20 protein-coding genes and 2 riboswitches are annotated in these 20,460 nt (G+C 69.4%); of the genes, 5 read left to right on the top strand and 15 right to left on the bottom strand.

The window, feature by feature from the left end:
* The first annotated feature begins 5 nt into the window (after positions 1–5).
* Both ACWD3I_RS35525 and ACWD3I_RS35520 read left to right on the top strand, forming a co-directional pair.
* Entirely contained in the window at positions 6–668 is a 663-nt protein-coding gene (locus ACWD3I_RS35525) for an N-acetylmuramoyl-L-alanine amidase (protein WP_365396228.1), read from the top strand.
* 213 nt (positions 669–881) lie between these two features.
* Complete coding sequence (locus ACWD3I_RS35520) at positions 882–2,429, top strand: multicopper oxidase family protein (RefSeq protein WP_365396225.1); 1,548 nt, start codon at positions 882–884, stop codon at positions 2,427–2,429.
* Between the two features lie 258 nt (positions 2,430–2,687).
* On the opposite strand, the gene ACWD3I_RS35515 is transcribed toward ACWD3I_RS35520, so the two are convergent.
* Genes ACWD3I_RS35515 through ACWD3I_RS35505 form a run of 3 tightly spaced genes read right to left on the bottom strand, consistent with a single transcriptional unit; the run spans position 2,688 to position 4,389 of the window.
* On the bottom strand, positions 2,688–3,857 hold the full coding sequence (locus ACWD3I_RS35515) for a cysteine desulfurase family protein (protein ID WP_365396223.1): 1,170 nt from the start codon (positions 3,855–3,857) through the stop codon (positions 2,688–2,690).
* A gap of 52 nt (positions 3,858–3,909) precedes the next feature.
* Positions 3,910–4,188, bottom strand: coding sequence for a DUF4190 domain-containing protein (locus ACWD3I_RS35510; protein ID WP_365396220.1), 279 nt, complete (start codon positions 4,186–4,188; stop codon positions 3,910–3,912).
* Positions 4,189–4,224: 36 nt separating this feature from the next.
* On the bottom strand, positions 4,225–4,389 hold the full coding sequence (locus tag ACWD3I_RS35505) for a hypothetical protein (RefSeq protein ID WP_046261658.1): 165 nt from the start codon (positions 4,387–4,389) through the stop codon (positions 4,225–4,227).
* 143 nt (positions 4,390–4,532) lie between these two features.
* Here ACWD3I_RS35505 and ACWD3I_RS35500 point away from each other — a divergent pair, with 143 nt between their 5' ends.
* Positions 4,533–5,159 (top strand): TetR family transcriptional regulator, encoded by a 627-nt coding sequence (locus ACWD3I_RS35500; protein WP_365396217.1) that lies wholly within the window; start codon positions 4,533–4,535, stop codon positions 5,157–5,159.
* Between the two features lie 76 nt (positions 5,160–5,235).
* On the opposite strand, the gene ACWD3I_RS35495 is transcribed toward ACWD3I_RS35500, so the two are convergent.
* The 3 genes from ACWD3I_RS35495 to ACWD3I_RS35485 all read right to left on the bottom strand — a co-directional run bounded on the left by ACWD3I_RS35495 (position 5,236) and on the right by ACWD3I_RS35485 (position 7,709).
* The gene (locus ACWD3I_RS35495) at positions 5,236–5,643 is read right to left on the bottom strand and encodes a hypothetical protein (RefSeq protein ID WP_365396214.1); all 408 of its coding nucleotides are present in this window, start codon (positions 5,641–5,643) and stop codon (positions 5,236–5,238) included.
* A gap of 114 nt (positions 5,644–5,757) precedes the next feature.
* A complete protein-coding gene (locus ACWD3I_RS35490) occupies positions 5,758–6,792 on the bottom strand; it encodes a helix-turn-helix transcriptional regulator (RefSeq protein WP_365396211.1) in 1,035 nt (344 codons plus the stop codon).
* A 62-nt stretch (positions 6,793–6,854) separates the two neighbouring features.
* The gene (locus ACWD3I_RS35485) at positions 6,855–7,709 is read right to left on the bottom strand and encodes a thioesterase family protein (protein ID WP_365396208.1); all 855 of its coding nucleotides are present in this window, start codon (positions 7,707–7,709) and stop codon (positions 6,855–6,857) included.
* A 136-nt stretch (positions 7,710–7,845) separates the two neighbouring features.
* Between ACWD3I_RS35485 and ACWD3I_RS35480 the strand changes: the two genes are divergently transcribed.
* Positions 7,846–9,066 carry an alpha/beta hydrolase gene (locus tag ACWD3I_RS35480; protein WP_365396205.1) on the top strand — a complete coding sequence of 407 codons (1,221 nt, stop codon included), beginning with the start codon at positions 7,846–7,848 and terminating at the stop codon, positions 9,064–9,066.
* Here the strand turns inward: ACWD3I_RS35480 and ACWD3I_RS35475 are convergent.
* The 9 genes from ACWD3I_RS35475 to ACWD3I_RS35435 form a co-directional block, all read right to left on the bottom strand.
* A complete protein-coding gene (locus ACWD3I_RS35475) occupies positions 8,975–9,631 on the bottom strand; it encodes a trimeric intracellular cation channel family protein (protein WP_046261652.1) in 657 nt (218 codons plus the stop codon). The two genes, ACWD3I_RS35480 and ACWD3I_RS35475, sit on opposite strands and share 92 nt — an antisense overlap.
* Before the next feature lie 66 nt (positions 9,632–9,697).
* Entirely contained in the window at positions 9,698–10,930 is a 1,233-nt protein-coding gene (locus ACWD3I_RS35470) for an ABC transporter ATP-binding protein (protein ID WP_365396202.1), read from the bottom strand.
* Positions 10,931–10,941: 11 nt separating this feature from the next.
* Complete coding sequence (locus ACWD3I_RS35465) at positions 10,942–12,039, bottom strand: ABC transporter ATP-binding protein (RefSeq protein WP_266821713.1); 1,098 nt, start codon at positions 12,037–12,039, stop codon at positions 10,942–10,944.
* Entirely contained in the window at positions 12,036–13,034 is a 999-nt protein-coding gene (locus ACWD3I_RS35460) for an ABC transporter permease (protein WP_266887773.1), read from the bottom strand. Before ACWD3I_RS35460 ends, ACWD3I_RS35465 begins: the two co-directional genes overlap by 4 nt.
* 110 nt (positions 13,035–13,144) lie before the next feature.
* Positions 13,145–14,944, bottom strand: a complete 1,800-nt coding sequence (locus tag ACWD3I_RS35455; RefSeq protein WP_365396197.1) for an ABC transporter substrate-binding protein — start codon at positions 14,942–14,944, stop codon at positions 13,145–13,147.
* A 69-nt stretch (positions 14,945–15,013) separates the two neighbouring features.
* Positions 15,014–16,024, bottom strand: a complete 1,011-nt coding sequence (locus ACWD3I_RS35450) for an ABC transporter permease (RefSeq protein WP_046261648.1) — start codon at positions 16,022–16,024, stop codon at positions 15,014–15,016.
* Between the two features lie 313 nt (positions 16,025–16,337).
* Complete coding sequence (locus ACWD3I_RS35445; protein ID WP_365396194.1) at positions 16,338–17,138, bottom strand: enhanced serine sensitivity protein SseB C-terminal domain-containing protein; 801 nt, start codon at positions 17,136–17,138, stop codon at positions 16,338–16,340.
* A gap of 150 nt (positions 17,139–17,288) precedes the next feature.
* Positions 17,289–18,062: an enhanced serine sensitivity protein SseB gene (locus ACWD3I_RS35440; protein ID WP_365396191.1), complete on the bottom strand. Its 774-nt coding sequence runs from the start codon at positions 18,060–18,062 to the stop codon at positions 17,289–17,291.
* Positions 18,063–18,142: 80 nt separating this feature from the next.
* The gene (locus ACWD3I_RS35435) at positions 18,143–18,805 is read right to left on the bottom strand and encodes an AAA family ATPase (RefSeq protein WP_365396188.1); all 663 of its coding nucleotides are present in this window, start codon (positions 18,803–18,805) and stop codon (positions 18,143–18,145) included.
* 221 nt (positions 18,806–19,026) lie between these two features.
* A riboswitch (glycine riboswitch) is annotated at positions 19,027–19,136 on the top strand.
* A riboswitch (glycine riboswitch) is annotated at positions 19,137–19,242 on the top strand. It begins immediately after the preceding riboswitch.
* A 38-nt stretch (positions 19,243–19,280) separates the two neighbouring features.
* On the opposite strand from ACWD3I_RS35435, the gene gcvT reads away from it, so the two are divergent.
* Entirely contained in the window at positions 19,281–20,396 is a 1,116-nt protein-coding gene (gene gcvT / locus ACWD3I_RS35430; RefSeq protein WP_365396185.1) for a glycine cleavage system aminomethyltransferase GcvT, read from the top strand.
* Positions 20,397–20,460: the final 64 nt, after the last annotated feature.

Genomic DNA, 20,460 nt, shown 5'->3' with positions numbered 1-20,460 from the left:
ATCACATGGGGGCGAGAGAGGCATCCAAGGACGGCGACCGGCGCATCGGGCGCCGCGCCCTGCTGATCGGCGGGGCGGCGGCCGCGGTGGGCACCGGCGTGCTGGCCCGGGACGAGCTGGCGCGCCTGTGGTGGCGTACGCCCGGCGTGGAGAAGCCGCGCAAGGAGGGTGAGGTCGACTACACCGGCGCACGCTGGGTCGCGGCCTCGGACGCCAACTGGCGGCGCGCGGACCGGCCCGACGACTACGGCATAGACATGGTGGTCGTCCATGTCACCCAGGGCAGCTTCGACAGCGCGGTGAAGGCCTTCCAGGACCCGGGGCACCAGGCGGCCGCGCACTACATAGTCGGCAAGAACGGCCGGGTCACACAGATGATCCGCGAGCTGGACGTGGCGTACCACGCGGGCAACCGCGACTACAACGAGCGCAGTGTCGGCATCGAGCACGAGGGCTTCGTGGACCGGCCCGAGGACTTCACGGACGCGATGTACGAGGCCTCGGCCCGGCTGACGGCCCGGATCTGCGCGCGCTACGACATACCCGTGGACCGCGAGCACATCATCGGGCACGTGGAGGTGCCGGGGACGGACCACACCGACCCGGGTGAGCACTGGGACTGGGACCGCTACATGAAGCTCGTACGCGCGGCCGCGGTGAAGGTGTGACGCAGGTCACGTGTTCGCGTTATCGTGAACAATTCGTAAAGGGGCCCCGTCCGATGTGTCCCGCACTCCGACGCTGACCTGCGGTGCGCCGACTTGGCTCTTCTTCAAGGGAGTTGGGGCGCGAAAGGCCTTTCTCACGATCCACAGGATTCCCGGCTCCCACCCAACTTCGCCTCAGTCCTCCCACAGCCCTCGGCCCAAAGCTCCACGGCCATGACACACACCGCAGAGCCCGACAAGGGCGCGCACACAAGAGACGGCCGGGAAGCCAGGGGTGAGCACTCCAAGGAGAGCAGGGGCCGCAAGAAGGCCCTGCACCGGCGGAAGTTCCTCGGCGGGATGGCCGGGGTCGGCCTGGCCGCGGTCGGCGCGGCCGGAGCCGCCTTCTCCCTGCTGACCGAGGGCGCCCGCAACAAGGCGGCCGCGGCGGACGGCACCCTGGTCATCCCCGACCTCCTGGAGGGCACCGCGTCCGACGGCATCACCACCTTCACGCTGGCGACGCAGACCGGCACGAGCGAGGTGCTCAGCGGGGTCACCAGCACCACGTCCGGCTACAACCAGTCATTCCTCGCCCCGACCATGAAATGGACCAAGGGCGACACCGTCCTGCTGAACATCACCAACAACCTCGACGAGGACACCACCGTCCACTTCCACGGCGCGCACGTCCCGCCCGAGATGGACGGCGGCCCGCAGAACTCCTTCTCCGCCGGTGCGACCTGGGCCCCCACCTTCGAGGTCCTGGACGAGGCCAAGACCCTCTGGTACCACCCGCACGCCCTGGGCACCACGGCCAAGCAGGCCGTCCACGGTCTGGCCGGGATGATCATCGTCGAGGACGACTCCGACACCTCCGCCGCCCTGCCCGGCGACTACGGCGTCGACGACATCCCGCTCGTCTTCCAGTGCCTGGCCGTCGACAGCGCCGGCGACATCAAGTACGACCAGACCGGCTACCTCTCCAGCGGCCTCAGCTTCCCCGTGCTGGTGAACGGCACCAACGTCGACGACACCACCCTCGGCTTCACCGCCACCAAGACCCGCAACCGCTTCCGGGCGCTCAACGCCTCGCCCGCGGACATCATCACCATCCAGCGCAGCGACGGCGGCACACTGACCCAGATCGCCACCGAACAGGGCTATCTGACGGAAGCGGCCGAGGTGACCACCATCCGGCTGGTGGCCGGTGCTCGCGCCGAGTTCGTCATGGACGTCACCGAGGACGTCACCCTCCAGGTGGTCATCACGACCGGCTGGATCCGCGGCGGCTCCGGCACCTTCGACTTCCTCACCGTCAGCGCGGGCGGCACCGACACCCCCGACGACCTGCCGAGCACGCTCAACACCATCGACCGGTACGACACGGGCGACTTCACGGCCCGCACGATCACGCTCAGCAACACGGGCGCGACCATGAAGATCAACGGTTCGGCCGGTCTCACCATGTCCAGCATGGCCATGATCAGCACCACGCTGGGCGCCAAGGAGGTCTGGACGATCACCAACGCCAGCCAGCTGGAACACTCGTTCCATCTGCACGACGTGCCCTACCAGCTGATCTCGATCAACGGGGAGGCTCCCACGGGGGTCGACCTCGGCTGGCGCGACACCTATGAAGTCGTCGGTGGCGGCACGATCGTGATCGCCATGGAGTTCACCGACTTCGCCGACGACACGTACATGTACATGCTCCACTGCCATCTGCTGCAACACGAGGACGAGGGAATGATGGCCTCCCTCATGGTCACGGAGAGCTAGCCGGCATCCGCTCACCGCCTCTCGGGACGGCTGCCGCCGGCAGTGGAAGTGTTGGCGGCAGCCTGCTGAAGGGCTCGACGGGCAGGGGACGGCCTTCTGTCGACAGCAGGGCGGCGGCACCCATCGAAGGTAGACCGACACTCACTCAACCGTCGACAGCTAGGCACGATACTGGCGAGCCACTCCTCGATTTTCCGGTGAGTGTCGACACTAGAGGCGGCCGTTGACCGCCACATCGCCGAGAGCCGCTCCGGCTCCCTACGTCAGCCCCGCCGCGCGAGCACGTTCCACCGCCGGGCCGATCGCCTTGGCGACCGCCTCCACATCGGCCTCGGTGGAGGTGTGGCCGAGGGAGAAGCGGAGGGTGCCGCGGGCGAGGTCCGGGTCGGTGCCGGTGGCGAGGAGGACATGGCTGGGCTGGGCGACGCCGGCGGTGCAGGCGGAGCCGGTGGAGCACTCGATGCCCTGGGCGTCCAGGAGCAGCAGCAGGGAGTCGCCCTCGCACCCGGGGAAGGTGAAGTGGGCGTTGGCCGGGAGCCGGCCCTCCGCGGAAGGGTCGCCGCCGAGGATCGCGTCCGGGACCGCCGTACGGACCGCTTCGACCAGGGCGTCACGCAGGGCGCCGATCTCCCGGGCGAACCACTCGCGCTGCTCGGCGGCGAGCCGGCCCGCGACCGCGAAGGAGGCGACGGCGGGGACGTCGAGGGTGCCGGAGCGGACGTGGCGCTCCTGGCCGCCGCCGTGCAGGACGGGTACGGGGGTGTACTCACGGCCGAGGAGGAGCGCTCCGATGCCGTACGGACCGCCGACCTTGTGGCCGGAGACGGTCATCGCGGCAAGTCCTGAAGCGGCGAAGTCGACGGGGACCTGACCGAACGCCTGGACGGCGTCGGCGTGCAGCGGGACGCCGAACTCCTTGGCCACGTCGGCGAGTTCACGGACCGGCATCACGGTGCCGATCTCGTTGTTCGCCCACATCACGGTGGCGAGGGCGACGTCGTCGGGGTTGCGCGCGACGGCCTCGCGCAGGGCGTCGGGGTGGACGCGGCCGTACGCGTCGACCGGGAGGTACTCGACCGTGGCGCCCTCGTGTTCGCCGAGCCAGTGCACGGCGTCGAGGACGGCGTGGTGCTCGACCGGGCTGGCCAGGACTCGGGTGCGGGCCGGGTCGGCGTCGCGGCGGGACCAGTACAGGCCCTTGACCGCGAGGTTGTCGGCTTCGGTGCCGCCGGAGGTGAGGACCACCTCACTGGGGCGGGCGCCCAGTGATTCGGCGAGGGTCTCGCGGGCCTCCTCGACGGTGCGCCTCGCGCGGCGGCCGGATGCGTGGAGGGAGGAGGCGTTGCCGGTGACGGCCAGCTGTGCGCTGAGTGCCTCGACTGCCTCGGGAAGCATCGGAGTCGTCGCGGCGTGGTCGAGGTAAGCCATGGTGACCCGATTCTACGGGCCCTGTTGAGAGGACTCGGCGCAAGGGTTGGTGCTAGAAGCTCCAGGACACCGTGCTGTCCATCTGCATGAACGCCACCAGCACCAGGAGGTCGGCGACGCCCAGGCCCAGACCGAGGAAGGCGCGGCCGCGGCGGGCGGTGCCGCGCCACAGGGCGACCGAGGCCAGGGCGATGGCGATCGGGCCGAGGAAGACGTTCAGGACGAGGAGGCCGACGAGGCCGAGGATGAAGGCGGCCACGGCCATGCCGTCGGCGTCGCGGACCGCGGTGCGGTGGGTGGTCGGTGCGTTGGTCGGTGCGGTGAGCTGCATGGTGATCAGTCCCCTGGGTGCGTGATGTCGGGTGGGTCAGCGTGTCGAGGCGTGGCGGCGGCCGTGCCGCTCGCGGAGCGCGAAAATGCCGAGCCAGGCGGCGATCACGGCGGCGGCGACGGCGGTGAAGGCGAACGGTGCGTGGGCGACGGTGCCCAGGACGGCACCGAAGAGCAGAAGTGCGGCGACGAGGAACAGCATGGGATGGATCCCCCTCCGAGATGCTTGCGTGGTGCTTCTCGTTACATGTCGGTGAACAGTTGTAGTAACAGTTGTTCACTGACTCCAGAGTCTAGCGCGCCCGGCGACTTCTCAATTCCAGAGAACAGTTGTTTACTGATGACATGAGTCACACCCTCGGCATCCGGCAGGCCCAGAAGCAGAAAACCCGACAGGCGCTCCTCGACGCCGCGTTGGGACTGCTGGAGGAACAGAGCCTGAGCAGCCTGGGCCTGCGCGAGGTCACACGCGCCGTCGGCGTCGCGCCGACCGCGTTCTACCGGCACTTCCGCTCCACCGCCGACCTCGGTATCGCCCTCGTCGAGGAGGCGCTGGGCAGCCTGCATCCGTTGATCCGCACGACGGTCACCTCGGCCGACAACGCCGAGGAACGCATAGTCCGCGCCGTGGAGTTGATCGCCCACCACGTGGAGACGCACCCCGCCCACGTCCGCTTCATCGCCCGGGAGCGGCACGGCGGGGTCCAGCCCGTGCGGGAGGCCATCCGGGGCCAACTGGCCCGGTTCGCCGAGGAGGTGAAGGAGGAGCTCGCCAAGGACGTGGAGTCCGAGGACTGGAGCGACGACGACCTTCTGATGCTGGCGAACCTCTACGTCGACCAGATGCTCATCACCGCCTCACTGTTCCTGGAAGCACTGGAGGGCTCGGAGCAGGAGCGGGAGCGGGTCCGGCAGGTCGCCACCAGCCAGATGCGGCTCATCAGCATCGGCCGGGACCACTGGCGCGGCTGAGCCGCACCGACCGCAACGCCCAGGGGCGGCACCCCCGTTCACCGGGAGTGCCGCCCCTGTCGTACGACGTGGCAGGTCAGCTCTTCGTGGCCGACGCCGTCGCCTGCTGGGTCGGGGCACCGCTGGGCGCCGCGCCCCCACCACCACCGGGACCACCGCAGCCGCCGCCCTGGCCGCCGCCGGGACCGCCACCCTGACCGCCTCCACCCTGACCGCCGCCACCGGGGCCGCCGCTGGGCGCACCGCTGGGCATGCCCGAGGGCGCACCGGACGGCTGGGCCGTGCCGTTGGCGGTGGGTGCGCCCGACGGGGCGCCGCTGGGCATGCCCGACGGGTTGCCACTCGGTGCACCGGACTGACACGACTGCTGCCCGGAGTTGCCGCTGTTCGAGGAGGACGAAGAGTCGCCCGAGCCGCAGGCCACCAGGGCGAGGGGCGAGAGCGCCAGCAGGGCCACTGCGGGGATGAGACGCACACGCTTCATGAGAAACAACTCCAAGAAGGATGAGGGAGTCCTGAGGGCTGGAACTCAATCAACGCGGCTTAGGGCTTCCTTGAGTGATCGCTGTCCCCGGCCTGTGCGCAAGGCAAAGCCCCTCTAAAGGATCACGCCTGACCTGCGGTCTTCTCCGTGGCCGTTTTCTACTCGCTGGTACAAGCCCGTGACAGAAGCGGCCGCCCGGAACAGTTCTTCGCGCACTTCGGGCGGGGAGAGCACCTCAACCCGGTCGGAGAACTGCAGCAGTTGGCGGACCTCGCCGAGCACGCCGTACGACAGCCGGACCGTCACCCACTCACCCGCACCGTCGTCCTCGCCGTCGTCCTCGCCGTCGCCCTCGCCCTCGGGGAGTTCGGCCAGCCAGGGGCCGTTGAGCCGCAGGAACAGGTCGAGGCGGTCGCGCCGGACCCGGACGACGACATCGATGCCGCCGGGGCGCTTCTCGACCTCGCGGCGCAACACCTCCCACACGTCGGCGAGTTCGACGCCCGGGCGGCGTTCCACCGTGTCGTCGAGCACGGTCGCCGCCCGCACCCGGTCGGCGCGGAACAGCCGCGGACTCCCCCGCCGGTCGGCGACGAGGTACCAGACGCCGGCCTTGGAGACGAGGCCGTACGGGTCGACGGTGTACGTCCTCGGATCCCGCCGCCCGCTGTGCCGGTAGCGCAGCCTGAGCCGGCGGTCGGCGAAGACGGCGTCCTGGAGCACGTCCAGGTCGACGGCGGCCTGCGGTCCGCCCTTCCAGCGGGTGGCGTCGACGAGGATGCGCTGGGCGGTCGCCTCGGCGGCGGGCCGATGGGGTGCGGGCAGCGCCGCCATCACCTTGCGCAGCGCCGAGCCGAGCGCCACGTCCAGGCCGAGCGCGGCATGCGCGCCCTGGGCCGCCAGGATGAACAGGGCGCGGGACTCGTCGGCGGTCAGCCCGGTGACGTCCGTACGGAATCCCGCGAGCAGTTCGATGCCCCCGTGCCGCCCGCGTTCGGCGTAGACGGGGACGCCCGAGGCGGACAGGGCCTCGATGTCCCGGTAGATCGTGCGTACGGACACCTCGAGGCGTTCCGCGAGTTCGTGCGCGGGGACGCGGCCGCGGGTCTGCAGGAGCAGCAGGATCGACAGGAGGCGGTCGGATTTCACCCCACCAGGATCCCTCCCGTGGGGAAGGCACCCACCAGGAGCATGCCTGGACCGGCGCCGGATCAGCCGAGCCTGACGCGGGCGAGCTGGCGGGACTGGGCGACCAGGCGGTCCGCGCTGTCCCAGACCTCGGCGTCCTCCTCCAGGAAACCGCCTGCGAGGTTGCGGGTGGTGATCGAGACGCGGAGGGGGCCCGGGGCCGGGCGGCAGCGGACGTGGACCGTCAGTTCGACCGTCGGGACCCAGCCCTTGAGGCCGATCTCGAAGGCGGTGGGCGGCAGCGCGTCCACCGCGAGGAGCAGCGAGAAGGGGTCGGCGGCGCGGCCGTCGGCGAGGCCGAACCAGGCCCGCATCTCGCCCTTGCCGGACGGCGCGCCGAGGGCCCATCCCAGGGTCGACGGGTCCAGCTTGAGCATCAGCCGGTCGGTGATGGCGGAGCTGCCGTCGACCGGGGCCGGCCCGTCCTCGGGGCCGAAGCACTGGTCCATGGGCGGGAACGCGGGCGGCTTCGCCGTCGTACGGACGTCGTCGGGCAGGGAGCCCAGGTCGCCGTAGGAGGCGAGGACGCGGATGCGCTCGATCTCGTTGCCCTGCTCGTCGAACTGGAGGAGCGAGGCCTGGCCGGTGGAGAGGGTGCGGCCGGTGCGGACGACGTCCGTGCGGACGACCGCGGGGCCGGGCTGGGAGGCGGTCAGGTAGTGCGCGGAGATCGTGAACGGGTCGGCGTGCGGCAGGGCGTCCGCGAGGGCGCGGCCCAGGACGGCCAGAAGGTAGCCGCCGTTGACAGCGCTGATGATCGTCCAGCCGGCGGAGAGGTCGATGTCGTAGACGCCGGGTTCGCGGAGGGTGAGCGCGGTGTCCCGGTCGAACTCGCTGTCGCCGATCGTGGCCTGCGTGGCGGTAGCTGCTTCTGGCATGGCTGAACGGTACAACAAGTAATTACTAAGCGGTAGCTTTTCATGTGGTCCAGCGAGGGTGAGAGCGGGGCAATTTCCTGGTAAGTGTCCGCACTCGTCCGTAAACCCGATGCCCCGCCTCCCCCTCTGTAGGGGCATGAGCCTCACCGGGACCACGTTCCTCCTCACACTGATCGTGCTGTCCGTCGTCGCCGTCGTCCTTCCGCTCGTCCTGTGGTCGCGGCTGCGGGGACCCCGCGCCCTGCGCACCGCGGCCCGACTGCTGATGGTGGTGTTCGCCCAGGGGACCGCCGTCGCCCTCGTCTTCGTCCTGGTCAACAACCAGAACAACCTGTACGACGACTGGGCCGACCTGCTCGGCACCGGCGACCACGTCCAGCAGGCCGCGAACCTGGGCGCCGACGGCACCGGCGGTATCGCGCTGAAACGGCTGCCGAAGGTCAGGCAGCACTTCACCGCCGCCTCCGGACCCGGGATGCAGGGGGTCCGGGAGACCCAGCTCGAGGGCCGGGTGTCGGGCGTGAACGCCGAGGTCTACGTCTGGCTGCCGCCGCAGTACGGCCGCCCCGCCTACCGGCACCACAGGTTCCCCGTGGTCGAGCTGCTGTCGGGCTACCCGGGCTCGGCGAAGGCCTGGTTCGGATCGCTGCACGCGGTGGACCAGCTGCGGCCGCTGATGCGTGACGGCCGGGTGGCGCCGTTCATCATGGTCGCCCCGCGCATGAACCTGCTCGCGGGCGTGGACACCGGGTGCGCCAACATCACGGGCACCGTGAACGCCGACACCTGGCTCAGCATCGACGTGCCGAAAATGGTCACGGACAACTTCCGCGCCCAGGCCGGTCCGGCGGGCTGGGCGGTGGCCGGATACTCGGCGGGCGGGCACTGCGCGACGAAGCTCGCCGTCGCACACCCCGACCGCTACCGGGCCGCGGTGAGCATGTCCGGCTACGACGACCCGATCGGCGAACGCAACTCGCTGGCCGCCGAGACCCCCGCGCTGCGCCGCGCCAACAACCCCTACGTGCTGCTGCGCGACGCCCGCACCCCGCCCGCGATCGCGCTCTACCAGTCCGGCCAGCCCGGCGACGGCTACGAGGCGGCCACCGGCCTCGAACAGGTCGCGAAGGCACCGACGACCGTGCACGTCGTCTACGTCCCGAAGAGTGCGGGCGGCCACAACATGGCGCTGTGGCGGCCGCAGGTGGTCCCGGCGTTCCGCTGGCTGACCGAGGAGATGGGACTGCTGCACGGCCGGGCGGGAGCTACTCCTCGCGTACGGTCGAGCGCCGGTTCCAGGCCCGCGGAGCTCGCCAGTGGAACCGCATCGCCAGCAACCGCAGCACGAAGGCCGTGAGGGCCGCGAGCCCGCTGGTGAACGAGGTGAGGGCGTCGTAGCGGATGCACAGGGCGACCATGGTGGCGCCGACGATCGCCGGGACCGCGTACAGATCGCGGTCCCAGCGCAGCAGCGAGGGCACCTCGTTGGCGAGCACGTCCCTGAGGACACCACCACCGACGGCGGTGGCGAGGCCGAGGGTCACCGACTGGGTGAGGCCGAGCCCGTACTCGTACGCCTTGGTCGTCCCGGCGACGCAGAACAGGCCGAGACCGGCCGCGTCGAAGACGTTCACGCCGACCTGGATGCGCTCCACATGCGGGTGCAGGAAGAAGACCAGGAGGGCGGCGAGCAGCGGGGTGACGAAGTACCCCAGGTCCGTGAAGGCCGCGGGCGGTACCGCGCCGATGATCAGGTCCCGGAACAGTCCACCGCCCAGCGCCGTGACCTCGGCGAGGACGGCGATGCCGAAGACGTCGAAGTTCTTGCGGACGGCCAGCAGCGCGCCGGAGATGGCGAAGACGAAGATGCCGATCAGGTCGAGCGTGTGCTGGACGGAGGGGCTGAACAGATTCTGGAACACCCCCATATTCTCACCCAGCAGTAAGCCCCCGCCTTACAAATGAAGGCGGGGGCTCGCTGGCAGGACTTACTTCTCCTTGGAAGGAGCCTCAGGCTCCTCGGAAGGGGCTTCCGGCTCTTCCGTCTCCTCGGCGGTGAGCTCGGCGACCTCCGCCGCCACCGCCGCCGACGTCTCCGCCGACTCCGCGAGCACCTCGTCCGCGACCAGCTCGGCCGCTTCCCTGGCGACCGTCAGCAGGACGGTGTCCTGCGGGGCCTGGTCCTCGAAGTTCTCCGGGTGGTGGCAGGCGACCTGCTGACCGGGCTTGAGCTCGATGAGCTTCGGCTCGGTCGTCTTGCAGATCTCCGTCGCCTTCCAGCACCGGGTGTGGAAGCGGCAGCCGCTCGGCGGGGAGATCGGCGAGGGCACGTCGCCCTTGAGCAGGATGCGCTCGCTCTTGGCGTTCCTGCGCCGCGGGTCCGGGATCGGCACCGCCGACATGAGCGCCTTGGTGTACGGGTGCATCGGCGCCCGGTACAGCGACTCACGGTCCGCCAGCTCGACGATCTTGCCGAGGTACATCACCGCGATCCGGTCCGAGACGTGCCGGACGACCGAGAGGTCGTGCGCGATGATCACGTACGTCAGACCGAGCTCCTGCTGGAGGTCGTCCAGCAGGTTCACGACCTGGGCCTGGATCGACACGTCCAGCGCGGAGACCGGCTCGTCGGCCACCACGAGCTTCGGGTTGAGCGCGAGCGCGCGGGCGATGCCGATGCGCTGGCGCTGACCGCCGGAGAACTCGTGCGGGTAGCGGTTGTAGTGCTCGGGGTTGAGACCGACCACCGACAGCAGCCGCTGGACCTCCGCCTTGATGCCGCCCTCGGGCGTGACGCCCTGGAGCTTGAAGGGGGCGCCGATGATCGTGCCGATGGTGTGGCGCGGGTTCAGCGACGAGTACGGGTCCTGGAAGATCATCTGCACATCGCGGCGCAGCGGACGCATACCGCCCACCCCGAGGTGGGTGATGTCCTTGCCCTCGAACTCGACCGTGCCGGCGGTCGGTTCGAGCAGCCGGGTGATCAGCCGGCCCATCGTCGACTTGCCGCAGCCCGACTCGCCCACGACACCGAGGGTCTCGCCGGACTTGACCTCGAAGTCGATGCCGTCGACCGCGCGCACCGCGCCGACCTGCCGCTGGAGCAGGCCCTTCTTGATCGGGAAGTGTTTCTGGAGCCCGGTCACCTTCAGCAGGGTCTCGCCAGGGGCGGCGTCGCCCTTGGTGATCACCGTGCCTTCGCTCTGCGCAGGGATGCTCACTTTGTCCTCGCTCACAGCTTCGGCGCAATCTCTTCGATCCAGATACGCTCCCGCTGCTCCTGCGACATGTGGCAGGCGGCCCAGTGCTGGCTGCCCACCTCTGACAGCTCGGGGCGGACCGTGCGGGTGACGTCGTCCTTCGGGATGTCCGCGTACGGGCAGCGCGGGTTGAAGGCGCAGCCGGACGGGATGTTGATCAGCGAGGGCGGGGAGCCCTTCACCGGGATCAGGCGCTCCTGCTGGTCACGGTCCAGGCGCGGCATCGAGCCGAGCAGACCCCAGGTGTAGGGGTGGCGGGGCTCGTAGAACACCTTCTCCGCCGGACCGCGCTCGACGCACCGGCCGCCGTACATCACCAGGATGTCGTCGGCGAGCTCGGCGACGACGCCCAGGTCGTGGGTGATGATGATGACCGCGGAGCCGAACTCCTTCTGCAGATCCCGGATCAGGTCGAGGATCTGCGCCTGGACGGTCACGTCCAGGGCGGTCGTCGGCTCGTCCGCGATGAGCAGTTCGGGGTTGTTGACCAGCGACATCGCGATCATCGCGCGCTGGCGCATACCGCCGGAGAACTCGTGCGGGTAGCTGTCCACCCGCTTGTCCGGCTGCGGGATGCCGACACGGTCGAGCATCTCCACGGCACGGCGCTTGGCGGTCTTCTTGTCCACCTTGTGGTGGATGCGGTACGCCTCCACGATCTGCTGGCCGATCGTGTAGTACGGGTGCAGCGCGGACAGCGGGTCCTGGAAGATCATCGCCATGTCACGGCCGCGCAGCTTGCGCACGTGGTCCGGGTCGGCGGTGAGCAGCTCGGTGCCGTCCAGCCAGATCTCGCCGGAGATCTGCGCCTTGCGCTTGCCGTACTGGCCGGCGGTGTGCAGGCCCATGATGCCGAGCGAGGTCACCGACTTGCCGGAGCCGGACTCGCCCACGATGCCGAGGGTCTTGCCCTTCTCCAACTGGAAGCTGAGCCCGTCGACGGACTTGACCAGACCGTCGTCGGTCGGGAAGTGCACCTTCAGGTCGCGCACTTCCAGGAACGCGGTCGGCGCGGGCGAAGCGGGGGTGGGCTCGCCCACGGCCGCTCCGCTCTTGCTGAGTTCGGTCATGCGAGCCTCACTCGGGGGTCGATCACGGCGTACATGACGTCCACCACGAGGTTGGCGATCAGCACGGCTACGGAAGTGATCAGGGTGACGCCCAGAATGATGGGCAGGTCCTGGTTCTTGATGCCGTTCAGCACCGCCTGGCCGAGGCCGGGGAGGCTGAACGTGGTCTCGGTCAGGATCGCGCCGCCGATGAGGGCGCCGAGGTCCATACCGAGCATGGTCAGGATCGGCGTCATCGTGGAGCGCATGGCGTGCTTGCCGATGACGACCTGTTCCTTGAGGCCCTTGGCGCGCGCGGTTCTGATGTAGTCCTCGCCGAGGATCTCCAGCATGGTCGCGCGGGTGATCCGGGCGTACATCGCGGCGTAGAGGAACGCCAGGGTGATCCAGGGCAGGATCATGCCGCCGAGCCAGCCGGTGAAGCTGTCCTCGAGGGGTACGTACTCGCCCTCGATCCAGCCCAGGCTGTAGGAGAAGATCGCCAGGCTCAGCAGACCGGTGAAGTAGATCGGGAGGGAGACACCCGCGAGGGCGACGACCATCGCACCGCGGTCCCAGAGGCTGCCCCGCTTGAGTGCGGAGAGCACACCCGCCGAGACGCCGAGGATCAGCCACAGCACGGCGGCACCGAGCGCGAGACCCAGGGTCACCGGGAAGCGGTCGGTCAGCACCGGCCAGACGGCCTGCTCGCTGCGGAAGGAGTAGCCGAAGCACGGCGCGGAGCAGTGGATGACGTCGCCGCCGCCCACATAGGTGCGGCCCGCGAAGATGCCCTTGAAGAACTCCCAGACCTGAGCGTAGATCGGGTCGCCCAGTCCCAGCTTCTGCCGCACGCCCTCGACAGCGGCGGGGTCGGCCTGCTTGCCCACGAAGCTCAGGGCGACGTCGACACCCGCCCACTTGGGGACGAGGAAGAAGATGCCGAAGACCACCATGATGATGACCACGAGCATCACTGCGGCGGCAAACAGCCGCCTGATGAGGTAAGCGAGCACAGCTCTCGGCCCGCCGCGGATCGCGGGCCACCGGAGGTCGTCCGGTGGCCCGCGATCACACGTCGCCGGCCTTCACCTGCCTTTCGTGCCGTTCGGCGGGTGTGCCGGGATTACTTCGAGGACTTCAGACCGAGGTTGACGAAGTCGTACATGCCGCTGTAGTTGTCCGACGTGTAGACGTTGGCCAGGCGGTCACCGCGCCAGTTCACGAACTTCTCGAAGACGAACGGCAGGTAGTAGCCACCGTCCATCACCGCGTGGTTGATGTCCTTGGCGAGCTGCAGCTTCTCCGCGTCACCCTGCGTCTTCACGTAGGTGTCGAACAGACCGTTGATCTTCTTGTCGTCGATCAGCGCGAAGTTGTTGTTGCCGCTCTCGAGGATGTACTTGCCGTCCCACAGCGGCAGACCGAAGCCCTGGACGGACGGGAAGTCCGCGCCCCAGCCCATGATGATGATGCCGAAGCCCTTCTTCTTCACGTTCGAGGGGCTGCCGATGATGCCGGAGGTCTGCGAGCCGTCGTACTGCTCGATGTCGACGTCGACGCCGATCTTCTTCAGCGAGGCCTGGAGGGACTCGGCGGTGGCCACCTCGACCGGCTTGTTGTTACGCACCGCGATGGTGGTCTTGAAGCCGTTCGGCTGACCGCAGGCCTTCAGCTCTTCCTTGGCCTTGGCGACGTTGCCGTTCTTGTTGGCACCGGCGAGCTCGTACGGGTCGTAGGACTGGCCCTCGGAACCCGGGACGGTCGGCGGGAGCATGTTGGTGCCGATGTCACCACCGGCGACCGGGCCACCGCGCGCGGTCTGCAGCGAGACGTGGTCGGCGCCGTAGATCACGGCCTTGCGGCAGTGCTCGTTGTCGAACGGCTTCACGCTCTGCGGGAAGACCGCGTAGCGGATGTAGCCGGAGACCGGGTTGTCCAGGTTGGCCTTGTGCTCCTGGAGGGCGGTGGTGCGGCCCTGCGGGGACAGACCGGTCTGGTTGATGTCCAGGTCGTAGTCACCGGCGAGCAGACGGGCGTCCAGGTCGTTGGCGTTCGAGAAGAACTTGACCGAGATCTTGTCCGGGTACGCCTTGCGGATCGGGTCCGAGGCCTGGTCCCACTTGTCGTTGCGGACCAGGACCAGGTCCTTGCCCGGGCTGTACGACTGGAACTTGTACGGGCCGGAGGAGAACGGCTTCAGGCCGTACTTGGACTTGGTGTCCTTGTCCTGGCGGACCGGGGAGGCCGAGACCAGGGCGAGGATCTCCTGGAAGTCGGCGTTGGCCTCGGGCAGCTTGAAGACGATGGTCTTGTCGTCCGGCGTCTCGATCGCCTTCAGACCCAGCTTGTCCGCGGAGGTGTCCTTGTACGGACCCTTGTACTCGCCCTTGGGGTCGAGGACGTCCTTCAGGTACACCGGACCGCCGGACAGCACGTCCTGCGCCCAGACGCGCTCGATGCCGTACTTGACGTCCTTGGACGTGATCGGCTTGCCGTCCTCCCACGTGACGCCGTCACGCAGGGTGTACGTGTAGGTCTTGCCGTCGTCGGAGACCTTGGCGAGACCGTTGGCGAGGTCCGGCGTGAGCTCGGTGCCCTTCTCGCCCGGCGCGGCGGCACCCGTCACGAGCTGACGGCTGTAGTAGCGCGCAAAGTTCCACATGAAGCCGTAGTAGCCACGCGTGGTGTCCCACGAGTCGGCGTCCTGGGCACCGGCGAACTTCAGCTCGCCGCCCTTCTTGGCCAGCGAGGCCTGGGCGACCTTGTTGTTCGCGGCGTTGAAGCCGGCCGCGCCCGAGCTGTTGTTGTTGCTGTCGCCGTCATCACCGCCGCCGCCGCACGCCGCCGTGGTCAGCAGCGCGGCGACCGCGGCGACAGCGGCAAACGCCTGCTTCCGCCGCCCTGAGGTGCGTTGGGTAGTCACGATCTCGGATCCTCCGGATTTGATGAGAGACCCCGTGTTGGTGCCACGGGACGCTTTGTGTACGGCAGTTCAGCGGGAACCCTTCGGGTCCAGCGCGTCACGCACGCCGTCGCCGAAGAGGTTGAAGGCAAGAACGGTGATGAAGATCGCTACACCGGGGACCACCATGTACGTGGGGTCCGACTTGTAGTAGTCGATCGCGTTCGAGAGCATCTGCCCCCAGGAGGCCGTGGGCGGCTTGACGCCCACGCCCAGGAAGCTGAGCGCCGCCTCGGTGAGGATGTTGGTGGGGATCATCATCGTCGTGTAGACGATGATCGGCGCGACCAGGTTGGGCAGCAGCTCCTTGAACAGGATGTAGAACCGCCCGGCGCCGAGCGAGCGGGCCGCCTCGACGTATTCGCGCTCGCGCAGCGAGAGCGTCTGGCCGCGCACCACGCGTCCGATGTAGGGCCACCCGAAGAAACCGATGACCAGGATCATCACGAACAGGCGCACGTCGGTGCCGGTCAGTCCCAGCATCTCGTTCGGCATGACGGAGACCAGCGCGATGATGAAGAGCAGCTGCGGGAAGGCCAGCAGGCCGTCCATGACCCGGCTGATGGCCGAGTCGATCCAGCCGCCGAAGAAGCCGGCCAGGATGCCCAGGACCGTGCCGATGACGACGGCGACGATCGCGGACAGGAAGCCGACGAGCAGGGAGATACGGGCGCCGTAGAGGACCCGGGCGAAGATGTCCCGACCGTTGACCGGCTCGACACCCAGCCAGTGGTCGCCGCTGACGCCACCGAAGGACCCCTTGGGGGTGCCGAACAGCGGGTCGATCAGGTCTTTGTCGTTGTACGTGTTCGGGTCCTGCCCGTACAGGCTGGTGATCACCGGCGCGAGCAGAGCGACGACGATGAGGAAGAGCACGACAATGCCGCCCGCGAGCGCGAGTTTGTCCCGCTTCAGTCGCTCCCAGGCGATCCGTCCCAGGGAACGCCCCTGTACGGCCTTGGCGTCGGCGCTGATAACCGCCGCTTCTTCGGCCGCGCTCGGGGCCGCTTCCGCGGTCGGCTCGTGCAATGGTGCCGTCATCTGGCAGGGGCCCCTCTCAACCGGCGGTAGCCGGCCTTCACTTGCCGCTGTGGCGGCGTGATCAGTCCGTCGTACACAGGGGCGAACCCACCCCTGCTGCGGGAGTCTTCAACGCTTTGGCGATCTGTTGCCAGACTTGGCGATGAAAGGATGCATAAACGTGATGCGGCTAGGAGGGTTCCGTTATCCGGACGCCGGGTAACGGCCGCCGGACGGGGACCAGTTGGGACAATGAGGGCCTCATAGGGGTCTTCTGCCCTCATCTACGCGCGCAGATACACTCCCGTAACAGAACAGCCTGTGCCGGTCTGGATCAGTAGCCGCCGGGCGCCGGAGGGTAGCCGTACCCGGCCGCCGGGGCCTGCGCCGGAGCCGCGGCATGTGCCTCGCGGTCGTAGAAGGGGCGGGCGCTCCCGCGCATCCACATCGCGACCGGGTCGTACTCGTCGGACATGGCGACGGTCGACACCGGCAGCCCGTCCGGGACCGCGCCGATGGACTGCTGCATCATCGCGCGCACCGAGTCCACGGCGGGCGGACTGGTGTCGTACACATCCAGACCGATGGCGAGATACGGCGCCCCGAGCGCGGGCTGCACCCAGGCGCGGCGCAGCGAGCGGACGGCCGGGGTGCGGTGGGCGTTCTGCACGATCAGGCCGTAGAACTGCGGAATCTCGATCCCGGGCTCCGACAGCCGCAGCGGGCCGGCGGGCTGGCGCTCCAGACCGGTGGCGATCCGGCGCAGGTCGAGCCAGGGGATGCCGACGCCGCCGCCGGGGGCGTGCGGGTTGAGCCAGAGGCCGAAGTGGTCGGGGTAGAGGGTGCGGGCGACGTCGACCCCGTCGACGACCTCGTAGGAGCGGTTCCACCCACTGGCGCTCAGCTCCTGGGCGGAGGTGACGCACGGGGCGTATCCGTACCCGCCCACCTCCATGTTTCCGTACTGCGCGTCGGGCGAGCCCGACTGGCCGTGCCAGAGGAGCATCCAGACCTGGCCGGAGGAGGGGGTGGCGAGGGCGCGGAGGAGTGCCTCGTAGGCGTCGTATCGCCCCGGCGTCACCTGGCGCAGCATGTGCTCGACCTGGCCGGTCGCGGCGGTGCCGCTCGCGCTCACCTTCTACCGCCCCTTCGGGAAAGTTGCGTGTGTCTGCCGACAGCTTAAGCGGTGAGAGCTCGGGGCTTGCGGTGGTCTGTCGGCTGCGGGTGTGTGGGGGTCGATCGCGCAGTTCCCCGCGCCCCTTGGCGGCGATGCCCCCAGCGGCGTCTACAAGGCACCCTGGAAGAAGGGCCTCACCTTCTCGCGCATCCAATGACCGACCGGATCATCGGCTACGTCCAACAGGACCAGGTTCACCGGCCACCGCACCGGGGTCTGGGTCAGGGCGCGGGCCAGTGCGTCCATCGGGAGGGTACGCAGGTCGCCCTCCCATTGGGAGAGTTCGACGCCCACGAACATCACGGGCTCCGCCGTCTCGATCGAGGCCAGACAGCGGCGGGCCGTGCGGACCACGCCGGTCGCGGCGAACTCGGCGGAGGCGGTCGCGAGGAAGTCGACCGGGTCCTCCTGCCAGTCCGGCTCGTAGAGCTTGACGCGGCCGCCGGTGCCGCCGGGGCCGTCCAGCGGGGTGCGGCCGATGCGGCAGAGCTCGGCGACGGCGGGCGGCGGGAGCGGGACGCCGACCACACCGTCCGGGTTCACGGCGATCCCGATGTGCGGGGGCAGACCGCGCGCGAACTCCACCGCGGGCGCGATCGTGTACGCCATGTGCCCGCCCGCGACCTGCCGGAACTGCTCCTCGGAGCTGAAGACCGGGACGTACGCCTGGCCCTCGATCTCCATGCTGGGCAGGTCGAGAGGGCCGCTGCGCGGGCCGCCGCCGTTCGGCAGCGGGATCCAGACGAAGCTCCGGCCCAGGACCTCGATGATCCGGCCGCCGGCCGCGGGCATCCCGAGGGAGGCCGAGAGCACCTCCTCCAGCTCGTTGCCGGGCCATCCGCCGCCGTGCGGATGGGGGTGCGCCTGTGCCGGGAATGCCATCTGTCCGTCCGCCTGCCGAGTGCTGCCGCTTGTGGCTTGTCTGTGGCTGAAAAGGCTAGCGGGTACGGCGGCGGCTGAGGTCAGCCCGTGAAACCGACCCGGCGCAGGGTGTCCGCCGCGTCCCGGTCGAGCAGCACCGCCGAGCCGACGCCCTGCGGCAGATCGCCCTTGGCCACGGAACGGATCAGCCGGGCGGCCGCCGTGCGGTGCCGCAGGAAGGCGTACTTCGAGACGCCGCGGCCGCGCTCGCGCTGGCCGGCCAGCGCGGTGTCCGGGGCGACGTCGAGCAGCAGCAGATGCAGGGTGCCGCCACGGCGGCGGGCCTCGCGGGCCAGCCAGCCGCGCACCCAGGACTGGGTGCCGCAGTCATGCACGACGACGCCCTTGCCGGAGCGCAGGGCACGGAACAGACCGAAGTAGTGGGCGACGCGGACGAGGGGGCGGTAGATCGCGTACGGCAGGAAGCGCGGCGCCCGGTCGTCCCAGCGGTCGCGGGTGTCCTGGGAGTCGATCCGTACGCCCTTGACCGCCCGGCGCATCAGGGTGGACTTGCCGCTGCCGGGCAGGCCGGTGATCACGACCAGGTCGTCCGGGGCGAAGAGCAGGGCGTGCGGGCTGTGGCCGGCGCGGTCGCGCAGGTCCCGGACGACCGGTTGCGCCGCGCACGTCTCGCGGGCCGGAGCGGCCGGCTGTGCGGGCAGCGCGACGGCCGAGGTCGTGGCGTACGCAGTGGTCCTGTTCACCGTGATCGTCCTCCCCTGGGGCGGGTCACGAGTTCCCCTCCCCGTCGAGTGTAAAGAGAAGGTAATCCGCGGCGCCTCCTGTTTCCGTCCGTTTCTCGCAACAGGCCTGCTACAGCGTGCGGCGAGTGACGGTGGAGGCTGCGCGACCCCTGTGGGAGCCACCCCTGCCCCGCCGGACGGATGCGTGCAATGATGTCCGCGCCAACTGCATACCGGCCGTTTGAATCCGCGCGGGAGAGTTCCGGGCCGTACGTTCTCGTACGAGTGCCCGGGCGCCGAAGGAGCAAGTCCCTCCCTTGAATCTCTCAGGCCCCGTTACCGCGCGGGCGAGGCACATCTGAAAAGCGAGCCGCCCACCGGCGGCTCCACCCAAGGTGCAAGTCATGTCCCCTGCGGTCATGGCGAACCTCTCAGGTTCCGATGACAGATGGGGAGGAACGACCTCGCCCGTCATGCCTTGGGAGACAACCGTCCGATGAGCAATGAACCCCGCCTTACCGCGCTCGATGCCCTGCATCGCTCGCTCGGCGCGACGATGACCGACTTCGCCGGCTGGGACATGCCCCTGCGCTACGGCTCCGAGCGCGACGAGCACAACGCCGTGCGCACGAAGGCCGGACTCTTCGACCTCTCGCACATGGGCGAGATCACGGTGAGCGGACCGCAGGCGGCCGCTCTCCTGAACCACGCCCTGGTCGGCAACATCGCCTCCGTCGGCGTGGGCCGCGCCCGCTACACCATGATCTGCCGCGAGGACGGCGGCATCCTCGACGACCTGATCGTCTACCGGCTCCAAGAGACCGAGTACATGGTCGTCGCGAACGCCTCCAACGCCCAGGTCGTCCTGGACGCGCTCGTGGAGCGTGCGGCCGGCTTCGACGCCGAGGTGCGGGACGACCGGGACGCGTACGCGCTGCTCGCCGTCCAGGGCCCGGAGTCGCCGGGCATCCTCGCCTCGCTCACCGACGCCGACCTCGACGGACTGAAGTACTACGCCGGGCTGCCCGGCACGGTCGCCGGCGTCCCCGCACTGATCGCACGCACCGGCTACACGGGCGAGGACGGCTTCGAGCTGTTCGTGAAGCCCGAGCACGCGGTCGAGCTGTGGCAGGCCCTGACCAAGGCGGGCGAGGGCGCCGGTCTGGTCCCCTGCGGTCTGTCCTGCCGGGACACGCTGCGCCTGGAGGCGGGCATGCCGCTGTACGGGCATGAGCTGTCGACCGAGCTGACCCCCTTCGACGCGGGCCTCGGGCGCGTGGTGAAGTTCGAGAAGGAGGGCGACTTCGTCGGGCGCGAGGCGCTCACCGAGGCCGCCGCCCGGGCTCAGGACAGCCCTCCGCGCGTCCTCGTCGGCCTGATCGCCGAGGGCCGCCGTGTCCCCCGCGCCGGGTACGCCGTGGTCGCCGACGGCCAGGTGATCGGCGAGGTCACCTCCGGCGCCCCCTCGCCCACGCTGGGCAAGCCGATCGCGATGGCCTACGTCGACGCCGCGCACGCCGCGCCGGGCACCACCGGAATCGGTGTGGACATCCGGGGCAGCCACGAGCCCTACGAGGTCGTGGCTCTGCCGTTCTACAAGCGCCAGAAGTAGACACTGGACGCGAGGTCGCGCGCCCGCGCGTGACCCTGCGCACATTTCCGCTGCTCACGCACGT

This window comes from Streptomyces sp. NPDC002817, assembly GCF_053592055.1.
The sequence above is the reverse complement of the archived record's forward strand: the minus strand, read 5'-3'. Positions and strand labels throughout refer to the sequence as shown.

Bases quoted from the DNA above. Each gene is read 5' to 3' on its own strand.
- ACWD3I_RS35515 (WP_365396223.1), bottom strand. From the start codon at position 3,857: ATGGCTTACCTCGACCACGCCGCGACGACTCCGATGCTTCCCGAGGCA.
- gcvT (WP_365396185.1), top strand. From the start codon at position 19,281: ATGAGCAATGAACCCCGCCTTACCGCGCTCGATGCCCTGCATCGCTCG.
- ACWD3I_RS35465 (WP_266821713.1), bottom strand. From the start codon at position 12,039: ATGACCGAACTCAGCAAGAGCGGAGCGGCCGTGGGCGAGCCCACCCCC.
- ACWD3I_RS35480 (WP_365396205.1), top strand. From the start codon at position 7,846: ATGAGCCTCACCGGGACCACGTTCCTCCTCACACTGATCGTGCTGTCC.
- ACWD3I_RS35525 (WP_365396228.1), top strand. From the start codon at position 6: ATGGGGGCGAGAGAGGCATCCAAGGACGGCGACCGGCGCATCGGGCGC.
- ACWD3I_RS35450 (WP_046261648.1), bottom strand. From the start codon at position 16,024: ATGACGGCACCATTGCACGAGCCGACCGCGGAAGCGGCCCCGAGCGCG.
- ACWD3I_RS35510 (WP_365396220.1), bottom strand. From the start codon at position 4,188: ATGCAGCTCACCGCACCGACCAACGCACCGACCACCCACCGCACCGCG.
- ACWD3I_RS35485 (WP_365396208.1), bottom strand. From the start codon at position 7,709: ATGCCAGAAGCAGCTACCGCCACGCAGGCCACGATCGGCGACAGCGAG.
- ACWD3I_RS35495 (WP_365396214.1), bottom strand. From the start codon at position 5,643: ATGAAGCGTGTGCGTCTCATCCCCGCAGTGGCCCTGCTGGCGCTCTCG.
- ACWD3I_RS35520 (WP_365396225.1), top strand. From the start codon at position 882: ATGACACACACCGCAGAGCCCGACAAGGGCGCGCACACAAGAGACGGC.
- ACWD3I_RS35440 (WP_365396191.1), bottom strand. From the start codon at position 18,062: ATGGCATTCCCGGCACAGGCGCACCCCCATCCGCACGGCGGCGGATGG.
- ACWD3I_RS35505 (WP_046261658.1), bottom strand. From the start codon at position 4,389: ATGCTGTTCCTCGTCGCCGCACTTCTGCTCTTCGGTGCCGTCCTGGGC.
- ACWD3I_RS35500 (WP_365396217.1), top strand. From the start codon at position 4,533: ATGAGTCACACCCTCGGCATCCGGCAGGCCCAGAAGCAGAAAACCCGA.